Origin of the sequence: Serratia sp. J2, assembly GCF_046269175.1 — a bacterium.
Lineage (GTDB): Bacteria > Pseudomonadota > Gammaproteobacteria > Enterobacterales > Enterobacteriaceae > Chania > Chania fonticola_C.
Genome location: NZ_JBKABN010000043.1, coordinates 1 through 20066 on the forward strand (window position 1 = coordinate 1; position 20066 = coordinate 20066).

Genomic DNA, 20066 nt, shown 5'->3' on the forward strand with positions numbered 1-20066 from the left:
GTTCCACGCAGGCCGCAACAGGTATTTTCAACAAAAATCACCGTTTGCTGCATTCCACAGCAAAACCCGTCCTTATACCCGGTTATGCACTAACTTATCCACAGAACGCATTTGGTCGGAAAATTTACGAGCGCCACGCAAACGTTTTCGCTACAATTCCCCGCGACGAAACAATCCCCGTTTTTATCGGGGCGCTACCTGAATCTGTTCCTGTCCTTCTCTATATAGGAAGAAATCCCCTCTATATAAGAAGCAACAAGGTGGAGATCCACGTAACGCTCTTTTATTGCGACTCAAAGCCAAGGGATAAAACCATGCAACAACCTCGTCCAATCCGCCGGGCCCTGCTCAGCGTGTCCGACAAAGCCGGAATCGTTGAATTCGCCGAAGCCCTCTCCCAGAGAGGCGTCGAATTACTCTCTACCGGTGGCACTGCCCGCCTGCTGGCCGATGCCGGTCTGCCTGTTACCGAAGTTTCCGACTACACCGGCTTCCCGGAGATGATGGACGGACGAGTCAAGACCCTGCACCCGAAAGTGCACGGTGGCATTCTGGGTCGTCGCGGCCAGGACGATGCCATCATGGAACAACATGCGATCCAACCGATCGATATGGTTGTGGTAAACCTGTATCCCTTCGCGCAAACCGTAGCTCGCCCAGATTGCTCGCTGGAAGACGCCGTAGAGAATATCGATATCGGTGGCCCAACCATGGTGCGCTCGGCCGCCAAGAACCATAAAGACGTGGCCATCGTGGTCAAAAGCAGTGACTACGCCGCAGTGATCACCGAGATGGATAACAACAACGGTTCACTGTTGTACCCAACCCGTTTCGACCTGGCTATCAAAGCGTTTGAGCATACAGCCGCCTATGACAGCATGATTGCCAACTACTTTGGTACCCTGGTGCCAGCCTATCACGGTGAGACCGAACAGCCTTCCGGCCGCTTCCCACGTACGCTGAACCTGAACTACATCAAGAAGCAGGACATGCGTTACGGTGAAAACAGCCACCAGCAAGCTGCCTTCTATATAGAAGAGAATGTGCAAGAGGCCTCCGTGGCCACCGCCGACCAGCTACAGGGTAAAGCACTTTCCTACAACAACATCGCCGATACCGATGCGGCGCTGGAATGTGTGAAAGAGTTTGCCGAGCCGGCCTGCGTGATCGTCAAGCATGCCAACCCTTGTGGCGTGGCTATCGGTGAAAACCTGTTTGCTGCCTATGAGCGCGCCTACCAAACCGACCCAACCTCAGCCTTTGGCGGCATTATTGCCTTCAACCGTGAACTGGATGCCAAAACGGCACAGGCGATCATCAGCCGTCAGTTTGTTGAAGTCATCATCGCGCCAAGCATCAGTGAAGAAGCCCACACTCTGCTGGCAGCGAAACAGAACGTACGCGTACTGGCCTGTGGCCAATGGCAACAGCGCGTCGCCGGGCTGGACTTTAAGCGCGTCAACGGTGGTCTGTTAGTGCAGGATCGCGATCTGGGTATGGTGACCGAAGCCGATTTGCGCGTGGTATCCGAACGCCAGCCAACCGCTCAGGAGCTGCGTGATGCGCTGTTTTGCTGGAAAGTGGCCAAGTTCGTCAAATCCAACGCCATCGTTTATGCGCGCGACAACATGACCATCGGCATAGGCGCCGGGCAGATGAGCCGCGTTTACTCCGCCAAGATCGCCGGGATCAAAGCCGCTGACGAAGGGCTGGAAGTCAACGGTTCCGCCATGGCATCCGACGCCTTCTTCCCGTTCCGTGACGGCATTGATGCGGCTGCAGCGGTTGGTATTACCTGCGTGATCCAGCCGGGTGGTTCGATTCGTGATGATGAAGTGATTGCGGCGGCCAACGAACACGGCATCGCGATGATTTTCACCGACATGCGCCACTTCCGCCATTAATCCCTTTTGCTGCGTGCGCTCAATGCGCACGCCGTTTATGGAGCACCTGATGAATATTTTAATTATTGGCAACGGCGGGCGTGAACATGCGCTGGCCTGGAAAGCGGCCCAATCGCCATTGGCAGAGAAGGTTTACGTTGCACCGGGTAATGCGGGCACCGCATTGGAAAGCAATCTGACCAACGTCGATATCGCCCCAACCGATATCCCGGCGCTGGTTGCCTTTGCCAAGGACAACGCCATCGGTCTGACCATCGTAGGCCCGGAAGCGCCGCTGGTGATCGGTGTGGTAGATGCCTTCCAGGCTGCCGGGTTGAAAATCTTTGGCCCGTCACAGGCTGCAGCACAGCTTGAGGGCTCCAAAGCCTTTACCAAGGATTTCCTGGCTCGCCACGCGATCCCAAGCGCTGCATACCAGAACTTTACCGAAGTGGAGCCCGCCTTGGACTACGTACGCCGCCAAGGCGCGCCGATTGTTATCAAGGCAGACGGCCTGGCGGCAGGCAAAGGCGTGATCGTCGCGATGACGTTGCAGGAAGCCGAAGATGCCATTCAGGATATGCTGGCAGGCAATGCGTTTGGCGACGCCGGGCATCGCATCGTGATCGAGGAGTTCCTGACAGGCGAAGAAGCCAGCTTTATCGTCATGGTCGATGGCGAGAATGTGGTGCCAATGGCCACCAGCCAGGATCATAAACGTGTCGGTGACGGCGATACTGGCCCGAATACCGGCGGCATGGGCGCCTACTCGCCAGCGCCAGTGGTGACGGATGAAATCCACCAGCGCGTAATGGAGCAGGTGATCTGGCCAACCGTGCGCGGCATGGCGGCGGAAGGCAACACCTATGTCGGCTTCCTGTACGCTGGCCTGATGATTGCTGAGGATGGTCAACCCAAGGTGATCGAATTCAACTGCCGCTTTGGCGACCCAGAAACTCAGCCGATCATGCTGCGTCTGCGCTCCGACCTGGTTGAACTCTGCCTGGCAGGGGCCGAAGGCAAGCTGGATGAGAAGACTTCCGAGTGGGATGAACGCCCTGCTCTCGGCGTGGTGTTGGCGGCTGGCGGCTATCCTGCGGACTATCGCCAAGGGGATGTGATCCACGGTTTGCCTCAGCAAGAAGATGCCAATGGCAAAGTGTTCCATGCCGGAACGCGTATGCAAGGGAATGACGTCGTGACCAATGGCGGGCGTGTGCTATGCGTTACGGCTTTGGGCGCAACGGTGGCTCAGGCTCAGCAGTTAGCCTATCAGCTAGCGGAAGGTATTCAGTGGCAAGACAGTTTCTGCCGCAAGGATATTGGTTACCGTGCTATCGCACGCGAGCAGTAACAGCTAGTTGAGATAACAGCAAGGCTCTGTTCGCAGGGCCTTTTTTATGCGCTAAAGGGTATCTTTGGTGGGTTCCCAACTGCAGAAATCATTATTTGCCACCAATAACAGCTCACGACCTTCCGGCCCATCCAACCAGGCTACGTTCACTGGCTGACTGCTGTTGGCCGCACGCCGCATGATCCACTCTTCAGCCTGTTGGTCCAAACCTGGCTTCACGACTTCGCCGTTACACAGCCTCACCGCGCCTTGCTGCCAGTGCCCCTGTAACAGTCGAACTCGACCTGCATTAAGCGCATCGCTCAATTCCAGTATCCGCCGTGCCTGATATTGATAGAGCACGACTTCATCGTTGGAGAGTTTCTGGCGCTGAGTGGCCAGTTGGCGCTGCATAAAGCTGACAGTACCATTGGCGGTAAAACGCAGTTGAATGGAGTCGCGATCGCCATCGGCATCGGTGCGTTTGATTTGGTACAACACGCCATGTTGATATTCATACAGCGTTGTGACGGTACCCGGCCCGCGATAAGGGCTGTAGACGCTCAACAGCGCCACAGGCTGCTGCTGGCCGTCATCCATCCGCCACACACGCATTACCCCCTGGTCGGCCACAAAGCCGCTGGCGGTAAAGGTTGGCGGGGCAGAATGGAAACTACAAGCACTCAAGGCAGCAACAACCGTAACCGCCATGAGTGCCCGTTGAATAAACAAAAGGGGCGCCGACGCCCCCCTGTTTAAACCTTTCACTAACACGCGATTAAGACTTGACCGCGTCTTTCAGTGCTTTACCAGAAACGAACGCAGGCACGTTAGCTGCTGCGATTTTGATTTCTTTACCAGTCTGTGGGTTGCGGCCAGTGCGCTCGCTACGATGGTTTACCTTGAAAGTACCGAAACCAACCAATTGTACTGCATCACCTTCTTTCAGGGACTCAGTAATGGCAGCCAGGGTAGATTCCAGAGCCAGCTTAGCTTGAGCCTTGGAAAGGTCAGCCTTCTCTGCGATTACATCAATCAGTTGAGTCTTGTTCATAAGTTATCCTTACAGTGTGTTTATCGTTTGCAAAGCATCGAGTGCGACGGATATGCCGATGGACAGCACTCTCCTGCATACACGCACCGATAGCCACTTTTTTTTCGCCCCCCAAATGTAGACCAGACAGGGTGCGGATGTGAAGCCTTAAGGCACGACAAATCAGACGTTAAATCACGTTTTCTTGCCTTATTGCGTTAAATTTATCCCAATGTTACTCACCGCGGCCTCTCGCAGGTCAGATCGTAACCCTTTGATCAGATCCAGATCACGCTCTTCGCAGGCGGCCAACAGGCGGAAAATCTCCCATTGAATGTCCCATTCTTCCTCAACGGCAGGCAGAATTTTCAACTCTTCGTCGGTCATTTCTTTGCCAGCCTGGGTCATTTCCAACATCGCCACGGTGCGAATTGAGGTTTCGCTGATGGCAATGGCGTGCTCCAACGTCTCTCCGCTGAGGCGCGAATGGATCAATTCCCCTAATGCAATGCAGGCATCGATCGCTGGGTAAACGCCGTAAAGATCGTAATCTTCTGCCGACGGGATCGCCTCTTCCAACTTTTCCAACTGGCTGTCAAAGTTGACCTTGGCGTCTTTCACCACCAGCGTTTCCCAGACCAAGTCCAGGATACGGCGATAAACGGCCGGGTCGCCAAATTCCGTCTGCAGGCAGAACATCTGGTAATTCGGGTACATACGCTCGCACAGGCAGGCCATAAAGGTCAAATGCTGCCAGCTTTCCAGCTTTTCCAAGCGTAAATGAATCGGGTTACGTAGCATTGTCTACTCTCTTACTCATTATCTGCCGCGCAGTGTACCCGAAATCGCTCATTACGACACCTCTGGATGCTGCTGTAACCAGCGTACAAAGGCCGGGCGGCGTGAGGCAATGGCATCGGCCCACCGCGTGGGCTCCGGCAAACGGTAGCCTGCCATGCAGCGTTGCACCCAAGCCAAGGCGCTGTTGGTGCTCACGCGATGGCCCGTGGCGATAAATAACGGATTACAGCGCTCTTTGCTGCGCCATACCCATCCCAACTGTTCACCCTTGTCCTCCAGCGCGGCCAGCGAGCCAACGGTAGCGTCCAGCGGGGAAAATTTACCACATAAACGCTTCTTGGCCACGCCAATGGTCGGCACGTTGACCAACAGGCCAAAGTGGCTGGCAACCCCCAGGCGTCTTGGATGGGAAATACCGTGGCCATCGACAAAGATCAGGTCGGGTTTCTGTTGCAGTTGCTCCCAGGCGGCGATCAGCGCAGGGTACTCGCGAAACGAGAGAAATCCGGGGATATAAGGCATGGTGGTGCTGATACGAGCGATTTGATACTCCACCAGCTCGAGTGAAGGATAGCGCAGGATAGCAATGGCGGCGCGTGTTACCGCACCCTCTTGTTCAAAACCGACGTCCGCACCGGCGATAAACGCCGGTGGGTCTTGCAGAAAATCATCGTGACGAATGACTTCCCCGGCGCGCCTTAGCTGTTCGGCGCGCAGAGCCTGAGTATCGATCACAGCGTCTCCTTGCGGTTTAGCGGTGGTATTTGGCCGACAGCGCATGCACCGCTTCAACGAAGGCCCCGGCGTGTTCCGGTGGCACATCTTGATGAATACCGTGGCCAAGGTTGAAGACATGACCTTCGCCCTGGCCAAAACCGGCCAGAATGGTTTCCACTTCCTGGGCGATGCGTTCCGGTGCGGCATACAGCATGGAAGGATCCATATTCCCCTGTAGCGCGACTTTATCGCCCACACGGCGGCGCGCGTCGGCAATATCGGTGGTCCAATCCAGGCCCAGCGCATCGCACCCCGTGGCCGCCATCGCTTCCAGCCACTGGCCGCCGCCTTTGGTGAACAGCGTCACCGGCACCCGGCGTCCGTCATTTTCACGCAGCAGGCCATCGACGATTTTATGCATATAGTGCAGTGAGAATTCGCGATAATCACGCCCCGTCAGCACGCCGCCCCAGGTGTCGAACACCATTACGGACTGCGCCCCGGCCTTGATCTGGGCATTGAGATACAGGATCACGCTGTCCGCCAGTTTATCCAGCAGCAAATGCAGCGTCTGCGGCTCGGCATACATCATTTTCTTCAGCTTGGTGAATGCCTTGCTGCTGCCGCCTTCAACCATATAGGTCGCCAACGTCCATGGGCTGCCGGAGAAACCGATCAGCGGCACTTCACCCTTCAATTCACGACGGATGGTGCGCACCGCGTTCATGACATAGCCCAGTTCATCTTCCGGATCGAATGCAGGCAGCTTCTCTACATCGGCACGGCAGGTGATTGGCGAAGAAAAACGCGGGCCTTCCCCGGTTTCGAAATAGAGCCCAAGCCCCATGGCATCGGGAATGGTGAGAATGTCGGAGAACAGGATGGCGGCGTCTAGCGCATAACGACGCAGGGGCTGTAATGTCACCTCGCAGGCCAGTTCGGCATTTTTGCACAGCGACATGAAATCCCCGGCCTGAGCACGGGTGGCTTTGTACTCTGGCAAATAACGACCGGCCTGGCGCATCATCCATACAGGGGTGAGATCCACCGGCTGGCGCAGTAGCGCACGCAGGTAGCGATCGTTCTTCAACTCATTCATTTCTTGGGCTCCCTTGATTATCTGCCGCCATTGTACATTATTCTGCCCGACACAGCGCCACGGTGTCCTCGATCAGGCGGCGCGCCACGGTACCAGGCGGTGGCAGCAGCGGCAGTTGGTCATAGCGATACCAGCCCGCATTGAGCAACTCTTTCGGATCGTGGCGCAGTTCGCCGCTCTGATACTCGGCCATAAACGCCATCATCAGCGAATGAGGGAACGGCCAGGGTTGCGAGGTCACATAGCGCAGGTTGGTAATGGCAATATTGCTCTCCTCCATCACCTCGCGCGCCACGGCCTGCTCCAGGGTTTCCCCTACTTCGACAAACCCCGCCAGCACGGTATGGATGCCACCACGGTGGCGCACATGCTGTGCCAGCAGGATCTCATCATTGCGGCGGATGGCGACAATCACGCAAGGGGCAATCTGCGGGTAATAACGTTCGCGACAGTTATCACAAAGACAGGCGCTTTCGGTTCGGCTAAGGTGCATCTCATGACCGCAGTAGCCACAGAACCGGTGCGAGCGGTAAAAGTCGGCCAGCTGTACGCCGCGCCCGGCCAGTTGGAACAGGCCACGATCGAGACTGAGCAGTTGCCGCACCGATCCCATCTCTTTCGGCATCGGTTGGCGCACCAGCCAGACCGGTGCTCCCTCCCATTCGCCAATCTGACGAGCCGGTCGGCCTTGCAAGGAAAATAATGCGGCAGAACCAAACGGCAATTCACCGTTTGGTAACCAAATTTTGCTTTCATGGCTGACGATCCACCAGCCATTTTCGTTACCCGTTAATGCAAGTTCCATATGTTGTTGCACAACCTCTGCTTCACTGGCAATCTAGGAATGCTCTTTGTTACATTTTATTAACTTACCACTTTTTCTTTCTCTTACACACGGAGTCAATCATGCTAAACCGATTGGAAAGCCTGACTCAGCGCGTTGGTGGCAGTAATGAATTAGTCGATCAATGGTTACAGGCCCGCAAACAGCTGCTGGTAGCCTATTGCAGTCTAGTCGGCATTAAACCCAACAAAGAAAAGCATACGCCGCTCAATGAAAAAGCGCTGGAGAACTTTTGCCAGAATCTGGTGGATTATCTCTCTGCCGGGCATTTTCACATTTACGACAAAATTATCAAACAAGTGGAAGGCTCTGCCAGCCCCAAGATGGCGCTAGCCACCAAGTTCTACCCAAAATTACAGGGCAATACTGAAATCGTGATGGCGTTCCATGACCGCTACACCGAAGTCGTTATCGATCAGGACGTGTGTGAAGAACTCAATCAGGCACTGTCAGATATCGGCGAAGCCCTGGCGTCACGTTTCGCTTTGGAAGATCAGTTGATCCAGCTGGCGACAGAAACCTGGCAGCAGGGCCAACCGGGCACCACGAATACTGAATCTATGTCTCATCCAGCCTAATTATCCCCCTATAGATTTCAAGTCGTAGCCAGGCGGTCAACAACGCTACGGCTTGAAAGATGACGGGGGAGGGCTTGTGGTTTTTGTTGACCCTCTTATACTGAGGGCTCTTGTCGGAGTGCCTAGCGCTGATTTTTCATCAAATTAGCCAGGCTGAGACCGTTAATTCGGGATCCGCGGAACCTGATCGGGTTAATACCCGCGAAGGGAACAAGAGTAATCTATCGCCATAGGCAAGATGCTCCCACCAGGGGCTGTGCCTGCCTTACCGGCTACCATCATTACTCCCTCCGAGCTCCAGACAAGCAATTTTCCACACATCACTACACTGATAGGAATTTGCTATGTCTACCGTGAACCAACCTCGTGCCCGTAAACAACAGCGTGACCAGGCGCAAGATTTTATCGACTCTCTGCAAGGCGTTACCTTCCCCAACTCACAGCGGATCTATCTCGCTGGCTCGCGCAGCGATATCCAGGTACCGATGCGTGAGATCCAGCTCAGCCCGACGCTGATCGGCGGCAACAAAGATCAGCCCCAATATGAACAGAACGAACCCATTCCGGTGTATGACACCGCAGGGCCATATGGTGATCCGCAGGCGGTGCTCGACGTACATCGTGGCTTGGCAAAAGTACGAGCGAGCTGGATCGCCGAACGTGCCGATACCGAAGCGTTAAGCGGCGTCAGTTCCGGCTTCACACAACAGCGATTGGCCGACGTTGGGTTAGACCATCTGCGCTTTGAGCACCTGCCGCTGCCCCGCAAAGCCCTGCCGGGTAAATGTGTTACGCAGTTGCATTACGCTCGCGCCGGTATTGTCACCCCAGAGATGGAGTTTATCGCCATTCGCGAAAATATGGGCCGCGAGCGCATTCGTGGTGAAGTGCTGCGCCACCAGCATCCTGGCCAGAGCTGGGGCGCTCATCTGCCGGAAAACATCACGCCGGAATTTGTGCGCCAGGAAGTGGCCGCTGGCCGCGCCATCATCCCCGCCAACATCAATCACCCGGAATCCGAGCCGATGATTATTGGCCGTAATTTCCTGGTGAAGGTAAACGCCAATATCGGCAACTCGGCAGTCACCTCTTCGATTGAAGAGGAAGTCGAGAAGTTGGTGTGGTCAACCCGCTGGGGCGCTGACACCGTGATGGATCTCTCCACGGGCCGTTATATCCATGAAACCCGCGAATGGATCCTGCGTAACAGCCCGGTGCCGATTGGTACAGTGCCGATCTATCAGGCGCTGGAAAAAGTGAACGGCGTGGCGGAGAACCTGACCTGGGAAATGTTCCGCGATACCCTGCTGGAACAGGCTGAGCAAGGCGTCGATTACTTCACCATTCACGCCGGGGTGTTGCTGCGCTATGTGCCGATGACCGCCAAACGCCTGACCGGCATTGTCTCCCGTGGCGGCTCGATCATGGCGAAGTGGTGCCTGTCGCATCATCAGGAAAACTTCCTCTATCAGCACTTCCGCGAGATCTGCGAAATTTGCGCCGCTTACGATGTCTCGCTGTCACTCGGCGACGGCCTGCGCCCGGGCTCGATCCAGGATGCCAATGACGAAGCGCAATTCGCTGAGCTGCATACGCTGGGTGAACTGACCAAGGTTGCCTGGGAATATGACGTGCAGGTGATGATCGAAGGCCCTGGCCACGTGCCGATGCAGATGATCCGCCGCAACATGACCGAGGAGCTGGAACATTGCCATGAAGCGCCGTTCTACACGCTGGGGCCATTGACCACCGATATCGCTCCGGGTTACGACCATTTCACCTCAGGGATCGGCGCGGCGATGATCGGCTGGTTCGGCTGCGCGATGCTTTGCTACGTGACGCCGAAAGAGCATCTGGGGCTGCCTAACAAAGAAGACGTGAAGCAGGGGCTGATCACCTACAAGATCGCCGCTCACGCCGCCGACTTGGCAAAAGGCCATCCGGGCGCACAGATCCGCGATAACGCCATGTCCAAGGCGCGCTTTGAATTCCGTTGGGAAGATCAGTTCAACCTGGCGCTGGATCCACAAACCGCCCGCGCCTATCACGACGAAACGCTGCCGCAAGAATCCGGCAAGATCGCCCACTTCTGCTCCATGTGTGGGCCGAAGTTCTGCTCGATGAAGATTTCCCAGGAAGTGCGTGACTATGCCGCCGCACAAGAGGCTGCCAAACCGATCGAAGTGCAACTGACCGGGATGGAGAAAATGTCGGCTGAATTCCGCTCACGCGGCAGCGAGCTGTACCACAGTGCGGCCAATTTGCAGGAGGAGATAAATAATGACTAACCTCACCTCTCCCTTCCCTGCAACACCGCACAAGCTGGGTTTATACCCGGTCGTCGACAGTGTTGAATGGATCGCCCGCCTGCTGGAGGCAGGCGTTACCACTATCCAACTACGCATCAAAGATCTGCCAGACGAGCAAGTGGAGGCCGATATTGCCGCCGCTATTGCCCTTGGCAAACGCTATCAGGCCCGGCTGTTTATCAATGATTATTGGCGGCTGGCGATCAAACATGGGGCCTATGGCGTACACCTGGGCCAGGAGGATTTAGACACCACCGATCTGGCGGCCATCCATCGGGCAGGATTGCGCTTGGGCGTTTCCACCCATGACGATGCCGAGCTGGCCCGGGCGATCGCCGTCAAACCTTCCTATATCGCACTGGGGCATATCTTCCCAACGCAAACCAAGGAAATGCCCTCTGAGCCGCAAGGCTTGGCCGAGTTGCAACGCCACGTCGCCGGATTACAGCAGTATCCAACAGTAGCCATTGGCGGGATCAGCATCGAGCGCGTCCCCGCCGTGCTGGCCTGCGGCGTTGGCAGCGTGGCCGTGGTCAGCGCCATCACCCAGGCATCAGACTGGCGCACCGCTACGGCAACGCTGCTGCAACTGATTGAAGGCAAGGAGTCATGCGATGCTCAATGACCAAGAGTTCTTGCGCTACAGCCGGCAACTGCTGCTGGAAGACGTCGGCCCCGAGGGGCAGGAAAAGCTGACACAAGCCACGGTGCTGATCGTCGGATTAGGAGGGTTAGGCTCCCCGGCAGCGCTGTATTTGGCTGCCGCTGGCGTTGGTACCTTGCTGTTGGCCGATGATGACCAGCTCCACCTTACCAATCTGCAACGGCAAATTCTGTACCGCACCGGTGATATCGGCACCAACAAGGCTCAGTTGGCAAAGCAGCATCTGCAAGCGCTGAACCCTCTGGTGGAGTCGATCACGCTGGAGCAACGCCTGCAAGGGGCAACGCTGAGCGATGCGGTCGCCCGTGCCGATCTGGTGCTCGATTGCAGTGACAACATGGCCACCCGTCATGCGGTGAATGCCGCCTGCATCCAAGCCAGCGTGCCGTTGATCAGCGGCAGCGCGGTGGGGTTCAGCGGCCAGTTGCTGGTTATCGAACCGCCCTATGCCCATGGCTGTTATGCCTGCCTCTACCCGGAGCAAACCGAACCGCAGCGCAACTGCCGCACGGCGGGCGTGCTCGGCCCGGTCGTTGGCGTGATCGGCACGCTGCAGGCGCTGGAAGCGATAAAAATGCTGGCTGGAATACCCTCCTCCCTTAGCGGCAAGCTGCGCCTGTTCGACGGCAAGCAGCAAAGCTGGAGCACCCTGCAACTGAGTAAGGCCAGCACCTGCCTCCACTGCGGAGAGCCAGCATGAAGATTACGCTCAACGATCAACCGCTGGAGCTGGAGCAGCCGTTAAGCATCGGCGCGTTGCTCGAACGGCTGGAACGCCACCAGCCAGGCTGCGCCTTGGCGATCAATCAGGTCATCATTCCACGCAACGACTGGGCCACCCGTCAGGTGCAGGACGGTGATGATATCTTGCTGTTTCAAGCGATTGCCGGAGGCTGACATGCTGCACATCGCCGATACCACCTTTACCTCACGCCTGTTTACCGGCACGGGGAAATTCGCCACGCCCGAGTTAATGCTGGCTGCGCTACAAGCTTCCGGCTCACAACTGGTCACTATGGCGATGAAACGCGTCGACCTGCGCGGCGGGAATGACGCCATTCTGGCACCGCTGCAACGATTGGGCGTGAAATTACTGCCCAACACCTCCGGGGCAAAAACGGCAGATGAGGCGGTGTTTGCCGCCCGGCTGGCGCGCGAAGCGCTGGGGACTCACTGGGTCAAACTGGAAATACACCCAGAGGTGAAATACCTGCTGCCAGATCCGATCGAAACGCTCAAGGCGGCGGAAACCCTGGTCAAACAGGGCTTTGTGGTACTGCCTTACTGCGGTGCCGATCCGGTGCTGTGTAAGCGGCTGGAGGAAGCGGGTTGTGCCGCCGTGATGCCACTCGGCGCGCCAATCGGTTCTAACCGTGGCTTACTGACCCGTGACTTCCTTGAGATCATCATTGAACAAGCCAAAGTGCCGGTAGTGATTGATGCCGGGATCGGTGCCCCAAGCCACGCGTTAGAAGCGATGGAACTGGGAGCCGATGCGGTACTGGTCAATACCGCCATCGCCGTGGCGCGAGATCCGGTGCAAATGGCCCAGGCTTTCCGCCTGGCGCTAGAGGCCGGAGAGCTAGCACGCAACTCCGGGCTAGGCAGCCGCCAGTCGATCGCCGCCGCATCAAGTCCTCTGACGGCGTTTCTCAATCATTCAGAGGAGACACGCTGATGGCCAGTGATTTTAGCGAGCGCCTGCTAGAGTGGGATTGGGATGACCTGACGCTGCGCATTAACAGCAAAACGGCGCGTGACGTTGAGCAGGCACTCAATAACCCCAAGCTGACACGGGAGGATTTTATGGCACTGATCTCCCCTGCCGCCGCTCCCTATCTGGAGCCCCTGGCGCAACGAGCACAGCAGCTCACCCGCCAGCGTTTCGGTAACGTGGTGAGCTTTTATGTGCCGTTATATCTTTCTAACCTGTGTGCCAACGATTGTACCTACTGCGGTTTTTCGATGAGTAACCACCTCAAGCGCAAAACGCTGGATGCGGCAGAGATCGAACGGGAGTGCGCAGCCATCAAGACATTAGGATTTGAGCACCTGCTGCTGGTGACCGGTGAACATCAGCGCAAAGTCGGCATGGATTACTTCCGCCAGCATCTACCCGCCATTCGCCGTCATTTCAGTTCGCTGATGATGGAGGTGCAGCCTCTGGCGCAGCAAGACTACGCCGAGCTGAAAGCCCTTGGGCTGGACGGCGTGTTGGTCTATCAGGAAACCTATCATCCCGCGACCTATCAGCAGCACCATCTGCGTGGCCAGAAACAGGATTTTCATTGGCGGCTGAGTACGCCGGATCGTCTGGGGCGCGCCGGGATCGACAAGATCGGGCTAGGGGCGCTGATTGGGCTTTCCAGCAGTTGGCGCACGGACTGCTATCTGCTGGCAGAGCATCTGTTTTATCTGCAACAAACATACTGGCAGAGCCGTTACTCCATCTCGTTCCCTCGCCTGCGGCCCTGCGCCGGTGGTATTGAGCCGGCCTCGATCATGAGTGAACCGCAACTGGTACAGTTGATCTGTGCTTTCCGGTTATTCGCTCCTGACGTTGAGCTTTCATTATCTACGCGGGAGTCGGCCTTCTTCCGCGACAATATGATCCCGGTAGCCATCAACAGCGTCAGTGCCGGTTCCAAAACCCAGCCGGGTGGCTATGCCGACGATGTGCCGCCAGAGCTGGAACAGTTCGAACCGCACGACAGCCGAACGCCGCAGCAGGTGGCACAGGCGATCGGTGCCGCTGGGCTACAGCCGGTGTGGAAAGATTGGGATGATTATCTGGGACGCGCTACGCAACTGCCTGTAACGGTTACACCATCGAGCCAATAGCTCTGGAAACACTGCGCAAAGCCGCCAAGGCGAACTGGCAGGGAAAAATGGCCTCGTTATAGTGGCGGTGTTGGCAAGCGTTCCTTAAGCCAACCAAGGTTATCTCCCCCTCTTGATAACCTTGCTTACCAAACGCCGGAGCGTGCGGGGACTGGCCGCACGCTTCCGGTTCCTCTGTGTTATTCGGCCGTCTGGGGTTTCATACGCATCCCCACAATGGCGGAAAGCAGGCACCCCAGCACCAGATAGGCGGCAACCAGATGCCAGGAGCCGTCCATCAACTCCACCAGCAACACGGCAATAAACGGCGTGAATCCACCGCCGACCACGCTAGCGACCTGATAGCCCACTCCGGCTCCGCTATAACGGTATGCGGTGCCGAACAGCTCGGTAAACATCGGCTGCTGCACGCTGACCAGCATGTCGTGCGCCATATTTCCCAGCATGATGGCAAAGAAGATAATCATCACCGTGTTACGGCTCTCGAGCGCCATGAAAAACGGTACCGTGCTGGCAACACCAATCAATGCCCCCGTCACGTAGATCCGCCGTCTGCCAAAGCTATCAGCCAAATAAGCGAAGCATGGGATCGAGATACAGCTCACTGCGCCCACCAACAACCCGATGTTCAGGAACAGATCCCGTGACAGACCAAGATGGGTGGTTGAGTAGTTCATGGCAAAGGCCGTGACGATATACATCGTCAGCAGTTCGCCAAAGCGTAGTGCAATGATCAACAAAAAGGCTTTGGGATTCTGGCGCAGCGCCTCAAAGATCGGGAACTTGCGGATTTTCTCGGCCCGTTCGTGCAGCGTTTTATTGGCTTCAAACTCCTGCGACTCGTCCATGCCGTTACGGATCCACCAGGCAATGGCAACCAGCACCAGGCTGAACAGGAACGGCAAACGCCAGCCCCAGTTGATAAAGTCCGCATTGCTGGTGAAGTGGCTGACCAGGGAAACCGAGCCGGTAGCCAACAGCAGCCCGACGCCAAAGCCAATTTGTACGCCGCTGCTGTAAAAGGCTTTTCTCTTCTTCGGCGCGCTTTCTACCGCCAGCAAGGCAGCGCCGCCCCATTCGCCCCCCACGGCAAATCCTTGCACCGCTCGTAGCAGCACCAGCATGACCGGGGCCCACCAGCCAACTGAATCGAACGAGGGCAGCAAGCCGATCAACGCCGTAGAGATCCCCATCATCCAGACGGTGATCATCAGCATGCGCTTACGGCCAAGTTTATCGCCAAAGTGCCCGAACACCATGCCACCTAGCGGGCGGAACAGAAAACCGACGCCAAAGGTGCCAAAGGCGGCCAGCGTGCCCATCGTTGGGCTGACCTGCGGGAAGAATTCGGTGTTAAAAACTAAAGCGGCAACTATTCCGTACAGCAGGAAGTCGTACCAATCGACTACGGCGCCAACAAAGCTTCCCCAGGCGGCACGCCGCGCCCGGCTTTGAGAGTACTGGATTGGTGAGGTTATTTCGCTGTTGGCAGCGCTGCTGCCACTGACTGAAGTTGAGGTGTCCATGCCTGTTCCGTTATTTTAACTTTACAGCACTGTACAACAAAAAGCCCCGGCTAGGATAGCCAGGGCTTTAGTCATTCACTGCAAAACGTACAGTCAGGGATCAGGTGACTTATTCGTCACTGCCACCCAGGTTGCCAGCGTTGAGCAATTCGGCCAGGTTGGCTGTCGCTTCTTCCGCGCTAACCAGCGGAACAACCGGAGTTTCACCCAGAGCCTTACGGCGCATACGATCCTGGTGATAAGCGTAACCGGTACCGGCTGGGATCAGACGGCCCACGATCACGTTCTCTTTCAGGCCGCGCAGTTCATCACGCTTACCGGCAACAGCCGCTTCGGTGAGAACGCGCGTCGTTTCCTGGAACGATGCAGCAGAGATGAAGGACTCGGTCGCCAAGGAAGCCTTGGTGATACCCAGCAGATCGCGTGAGAAGGTTGCTTCGATCTTGCCTTCAGCAGCAAGTTTACGGTTAGCAATCTTAACGCGTGATACTTCAGCCTGTTCGCCTTCCAGGAACTCGGTGCTACCAGCGCTAACGATGGTCCCTTTACGCAGCATCTGACGAACGATAACTTCGATGTGTTTATCGTTAATCTTAACGCCTTGCAGACGGTAAACTTCCTGCACTTCGTTGGTGATGTAGCGAGTAACCGCATGCACACCACGCAGACGCAGAATGTCATGTGGAGATTCTGGGCCGTCAGAAACAACGTCACCACGTTCCACAATTTCACCTTCGAACACGTTGAGCTGACGCCATTTAGGGATCATCTCTTCGTAAGCGTCGCTGCCGTCCAGTGGAGAGATTACCAGGCGACGTTTGCCTTTGGTCTCTTTACCGAACGAGATAATCCCGCTGATTTCAGCCAGGATTGCCGGCTCTTTCGGACGACGTGCTTCGAACAGATCCGCAACGCGTGGCAGACCACCGGTAATATCCTTGGTACCGCCGGATTCCTGAGGAATACGCGCCAAGGTATCACCCGCACCGATCTGAATGCCGTCTTCCAGCTGCACAATCGCTTTACCCGGCAGGAAGTATTGAGCAGGCATATCAGTACCTGGGATCAATACGTCGTCGCCTTTGGCATCAACGATTTTCAGTGCCGGACGCAGGTCTTTACCGCTACCGGTACGTTCTGCGCTATCCAGTACCACCAGAGAGGACAAACCGGTCAGTTCGTCGGTCTGGCGGGTAATGGTCTGGCCGTCAACCATATCGGCGAAGCGAATGAAACCGCTCACCTCGGTCACAACCGGCATGGTGTGTGGATCCCAGTTAGCAACGGTTTCGCCGCCGTTAACTTCTGCACCATCACCTTTGCCCATTACAGCACCGTAAGGCACTTTGTAGCTTTCTTTGGTACGGCCGAATTCGTCGATCAGCTTCAGTTCGGTATTACGCGAGGTAATTACCAGCTTGCCTGAGGCGTTCATAACGAACTTCACGTTGCTCAGCTTCAGGTTACCTTTGTTCTTCACCTGGATGCTGGATTCTGCTGCCGCACGAGATGCCGCACCACCGATGTGGAACGTACGCATCGTCAGCTGTGTACCCGGCTCACCGATGGACTGGGCCGCGATAACGCCGATGGCTTCACCTTTGTTGATGATGTGACCACGTGCCAGGTCGCGACCATAGCAGTTGGCGCACACACCAAAGTCGGTTTCACAGCTAACTACGGAACGGACTTTCACGCTGTCGACAGAGTTCTCTTCCAACAGGTCACAGGTCTTCTCGTTCAGCAGGGTGTTGCGTGGCACCAGGATGTCAGCCGTACCCGGCTTGATGACATCTTCAGCGGTCACACGACCCAGAACGCGTTCACGCAGTGGCTCTTTAACGTCACCACCTTCGATAACCGGAGTCATCATGATGCCGTTGTGAGTACCACAGTCGTCTTCGGTCACTACCAGGTCCTGCGCCACGTCAACCAGACGACGGGTCAGATAACCGGAGTTTGCCGTTTTCAGTGCGGTATCCGCCAAGCCTTTACGAGCACCGTGCGTGGAGATGAAGTACTGGAGTACGTTCAGACCTTCACGGAAGTTCGCAGTGATTGGCGTTTCGATGATGGAGCCATCTGGCTTGGCCATCAGGCCACGCATCCCCGCCAACTGACGGATCTGAGCGGCAGAACCACGAGCACCGGAGTCGGCCATCATAAAGATGCTGTTGAAGGAAACTTGTTGTTCCACCACGCCGTCACGGTTAACCACGTCTTCAACCGACAGGTTTTCCATCATCGCTTTAGCAACACGTTCGTTCGCCGCAGCCCAGATATCGATCACTTTGTTGTAGCGTTCGCCCGCGGTAACCAGACCAGACTGGAACTGCTCCTGGATCTCGGCAACTTCGGTTTCCGCTTCTTCGATGATCTCTGCTTTCTTGGCTGGGATAACCATGTCATCGATACCTACAGACGCGCCTGAACGGGCAGCGTAAGCAAAACCGGTGTACATGATCTGGTCAGCGAAGATTACGGTCGGCTTCAGGCCCAGGATGCGGTAACAGGTGTTCAGCATCTTGGAGATCGCTTTCTTGCCCAAAGGCTGGTTAACGATCGAGTAAGGCAGACCTTGCGGTACGATCATCCACAGGATGGCGCGACCGATGGTGGTATCGATAATCGAAGTCTGGTGAATAGATTCACCTTCGGTATTCTTGATCTCTTCTGTAATACGCACTTTTACGCGTGCATGCAGAGAGGCCAGACCGGCGCGGTAAACGCGTTCAGCTTCTTTAGGACCCGTCAGAACCATGCCTTCGCCTTTGGCGTTAACACAGTCACGAGTCATATAGTACAGACCCAATACAACGTCCTGAGAAGGAACGATGATTGGCTCGCCGTTCGCTGGTGACAGGATGTTGTTGGTAGACATCATCAACGCACGCGCTTCCAGCTGGGCTTCCAGCGTCAACGGTACGTGAACAGCCATCTGGTCACCATCGAAGTCGGCGTTGTATGCCGCACAAACCAGCGGGTGCAGCTGGATCGCTTTACCTTCGATCAGAACCGGTTCAAACGCCTGGATACCCAAACGGTGCAGGGTTGGTGCACGGTTCAGCAGTACCGGGTGTTCGCGGATCACTTCGTCCAGGATATCCCAAACGACAGCTTCTTCGCGCTCAACCATTTTCTTGGCGGCTTTGATCGTTGTGGCCAGGCCACGCAGTTCCAGCTTGCCGTAGATGAACGGTTTGAACAGCTCCAGTGCCATTTTCTTCGGCAGACCGCACTGATGCAGACGCAGGTATGGACCTACGGTGATTACAGAACGACCAGAGTAGTCAACACGTTTACCCAACAGGTTCTGACGGAAACGACCCTGCTTACCTTTGATCATATCGGCCAAAGATTTCAGAGGACGCTTGTTGGAACCGGTGATCGCACGACCGCGACGGCCGTTATCCAGCAGGGCATCTACCGCTTCTTGCAGCATACGCTTTTCGTTGCGCACGATGATGTCCGGCGCAGCCAGATCCAGCAGGCGTTTCAGACGGTTGTTACGGTTGATCACGCGGCGGTACAGATCGTTCAGATCCGAAGTCGCGAAACGGCCACCATCCAGTGGAACCAATGGACGCAGATCTGGCGGCAGTACCGGCAGCACGGTCAGGATCATCCACTCTGGCTTGTTACCAGATTGCACGAACGCTTCCAGCAGCTTGATACGCTTGGTCAGCTTCTTACGCTTGGTTTCGGAGTTGGTTTCGTTCAGCTCTTCACGCAGCTGCTCGCACTCGGCTTCCAGATCCATGTTTTTCAACAGGGCCTGAATAGCTTCCGCACCCATCTTGGCGTCGAATTCGTCACCAAACTCTTCCAGCGCATCCAGATACTGCTCTTCAGTCAGGATCTGACGACGCTCGAGGTTGGTCATACCGCCTTCGACTACCACGTAGGATTCGAAGTACAGTACACGTTCGATGTCACGCAGCGGCATATCCAGCAGCAAACCGATGCGCGAAGGCAGCGATTTCAGGAACCAGATGTGCGCAGTCGGAGAAGCCAGTTCGATGTGGCCCATACGCTCACGGCGTACTTTGGTCTGGGTCACTTCAACGCCGCACTTCTCACAGATCACGCCGCGGTGTTTCAAGCGCTTGTACTTACCGCACAGGCACTCGTAATCTTTTACCGGCCCAAAGATACGGGCGCAGAAAAGGCCGTCACGCTCAGGTTTGAACGTACGGTAGTTAATGGTTTCCGGCTTTTTAACTTCACCGAACGACCATGAACGGATCATGTCTGGCGATGCCAGAGCAATCTTGATCGCATCAAACTCTTCGGTCTTAGTTTGCGCTTTCAGAAACTTTAATAAGTCTTTCACGGATTGGCTCCTGTCGGAGTTAAACCTGTTGGGCGCACGCTGACAAATCGCGCGCCCGTGTGACCTGAACAACCACCCTCTGGCTCCCTAAGGTCGGGAGCCAGA

The 20066-nt window shown here is 56.1% G+C and carries 17 protein-coding genes and 1 riboswitch; of the genes, 9 read left to right on the plus strand and 8 right to left on the minus strand.

The window, feature by feature from the left end; all coding sequences use genetic code 11:
* The first annotated feature begins 314 nt into the window (after positions 1-314).
* Both purH and purD read left to right on the plus strand, forming a co-directional pair.
* Positions 315-1904, plus strand: a complete 1590-nt coding sequence (gene purH, locus ACKWMY_RS26235; RefSeq protein WP_409487371.1) for a bifunctional phosphoribosylaminoimidazolecarboxamide formyltransferase/IMP cyclohydrolase — start codon at positions 315-317, stop codon at positions 1902-1904.
* 49 nt (positions 1905-1953) lie between these two features.
* Complete coding sequence (gene purD / locus ACKWMY_RS26240) at positions 1954-3237, plus strand: phosphoribosylamine--glycine ligase (protein WP_409487372.1); 1284 nt, start codon at positions 1954-1956, stop codon at positions 3235-3237.
* Between the two features lie 51 nt (positions 3238-3288).
* On the opposite strand, the gene ACKWMY_RS26245 is transcribed toward purD, so the two are convergent.
* The 6 genes from ACKWMY_RS26245 to nudC form a co-directional block, all read right to left on the minus strand.
* Positions 3289-3927, minus strand: a complete 639-nt coding sequence (locus ACKWMY_RS26245; RefSeq protein ID WP_409487373.1) for a DUF1481 domain-containing protein — start codon at positions 3925-3927, stop codon at positions 3289-3291.
* Positions 3928-3994: 67 nt separating this feature from the next.
* Positions 3995-4270, minus strand: coding sequence for a nucleoid-associated protein HU-alpha (gene hupA / locus ACKWMY_RS26250; protein ID WP_021182173.1), 276 nt, complete (start codon positions 4268-4270; stop codon positions 3995-3997).
* Positions 4271-4459: 189 nt separating this feature from the next.
* Positions 4460-5050 (minus strand): YjaG family protein, encoded by a 591-nt coding sequence (locus ACKWMY_RS26255; protein ID WP_021808056.1) that lies wholly within the window; start codon positions 5048-5050, stop codon positions 4460-4462.
* Between the two features lie 51 nt (positions 5051-5101).
* Positions 5102-5785 (minus strand): deoxyribonuclease V, encoded by a 684-nt coding sequence (gene nfi, locus ACKWMY_RS26260; protein ID WP_024531030.1) that lies wholly within the window; start codon positions 5783-5785, stop codon positions 5102-5104.
* A 16-nt stretch (positions 5786-5801) separates the two neighbouring features.
* Positions 5802-6866 (minus strand): uroporphyrinogen decarboxylase, encoded by a 1065-nt coding sequence (gene hemE, locus ACKWMY_RS26265; protein ID WP_021808058.1) that lies wholly within the window; start codon positions 6864-6866, stop codon positions 5802-5804.
* Positions 6867-6903: 37 nt separating this feature from the next.
* A complete protein-coding gene (gene nudC, locus ACKWMY_RS26270; RefSeq protein WP_074032212.1) occupies positions 6904-7671 on the minus strand; it encodes an NAD(+) diphosphatase in 768 nt (255 codons plus the stop codon).
* 101 nt (positions 7672-7772) lie between these two features.
* On the opposite strand from nudC, the gene rsd reads away from it, so the two are divergent.
* The 7 genes from rsd (at position 7773) to thiH (ending at position 14102) form a co-directional block, all read left to right on the plus strand.
* Entirely contained in the window at positions 7773-8288 is a 516-nt protein-coding gene (rsd, locus tag ACKWMY_RS26275) for a sigma D regulator (RefSeq protein WP_211134657.1), read from the plus strand.
* A gap of 104 nt (positions 8289-8392) precedes the next feature.
* Positions 8393-8515: riboswitch (TPP riboswitch) on the plus strand.
* Positions 8516-8632: 117 nt separating this feature from the next.
* Complete coding sequence (gene thiC / locus ACKWMY_RS26280; RefSeq protein ID WP_074032210.1) at positions 8633-10576, plus strand: phosphomethylpyrimidine synthase ThiC; 1944 nt, start codon at positions 8633-8635, stop codon at positions 10574-10576.
* Entirely contained in the window at positions 10569-11222 is a 654-nt protein-coding gene (thiE, locus tag ACKWMY_RS26285) for a thiamine phosphate synthase (RefSeq protein ID WP_261161969.1), read from the plus strand. Before thiC ends, thiE begins: the two co-directional genes overlap by 8 nt.
* Entirely contained in the window at positions 11212-11961 is a 750-nt protein-coding gene (locus ACKWMY_RS26290; RefSeq protein WP_074032208.1) for a HesA/MoeB/ThiF family protein, read from the plus strand. The genes thiE and ACKWMY_RS26290 overlap by 11 nt, the downstream gene beginning before the upstream one ends.
* On the plus strand, positions 11958-12158 hold the full coding sequence (gene thiS, locus ACKWMY_RS26295; protein WP_024531023.1) for a sulfur carrier protein ThiS: 201 nt from the start codon (positions 11958-11960) through the stop codon (positions 12156-12158). Before ACKWMY_RS26290 ends, thiS begins: the two co-directional genes overlap by 4 nt.
* A 1-nt stretch (position 12159) precedes the next feature.
* A complete protein-coding gene (locus ACKWMY_RS26300) occupies positions 12160-12939 on the plus strand; it encodes a thiazole synthase (RefSeq protein ID WP_409487374.1) in 780 nt (259 codons plus the stop codon).
* The gene (gene thiH, locus ACKWMY_RS26305; protein WP_409487375.1) at positions 12939-14102 is read left to right on the plus strand and encodes a 2-iminoacetate synthase ThiH; all 1164 of its coding nucleotides are present in this window, start codon (positions 12939-12941) and stop codon (positions 14100-14102) included. Before ACKWMY_RS26300 ends, thiH begins: the two co-directional genes overlap by 1 nt.
* 179 nt (positions 14103-14281) lie before the next feature.
* Here thiH and shiA read toward each other — a convergent pair whose 3' ends face one another.
* Together shiA and rpoC are read right to left on the minus strand one after the other, a co-directional pair.
* Positions 14282-15628, minus strand: coding sequence for a shikimate transporter (gene shiA, locus ACKWMY_RS26310; protein WP_409487376.1), 1347 nt, complete (start codon positions 15626-15628; stop codon positions 14282-14284).
* Between the two features lie 109 nt (positions 15629-15737).
* Positions 15738-19961: a DNA-directed RNA polymerase subunit beta' gene (gene rpoC / locus ACKWMY_RS26315; RefSeq protein WP_024531019.1), complete on the minus strand. Its 4224-nt coding sequence runs from the start codon at positions 19959-19961 to the stop codon at positions 15738-15740.
* Positions 19962-20066 lie beyond the last annotated feature (105 nt).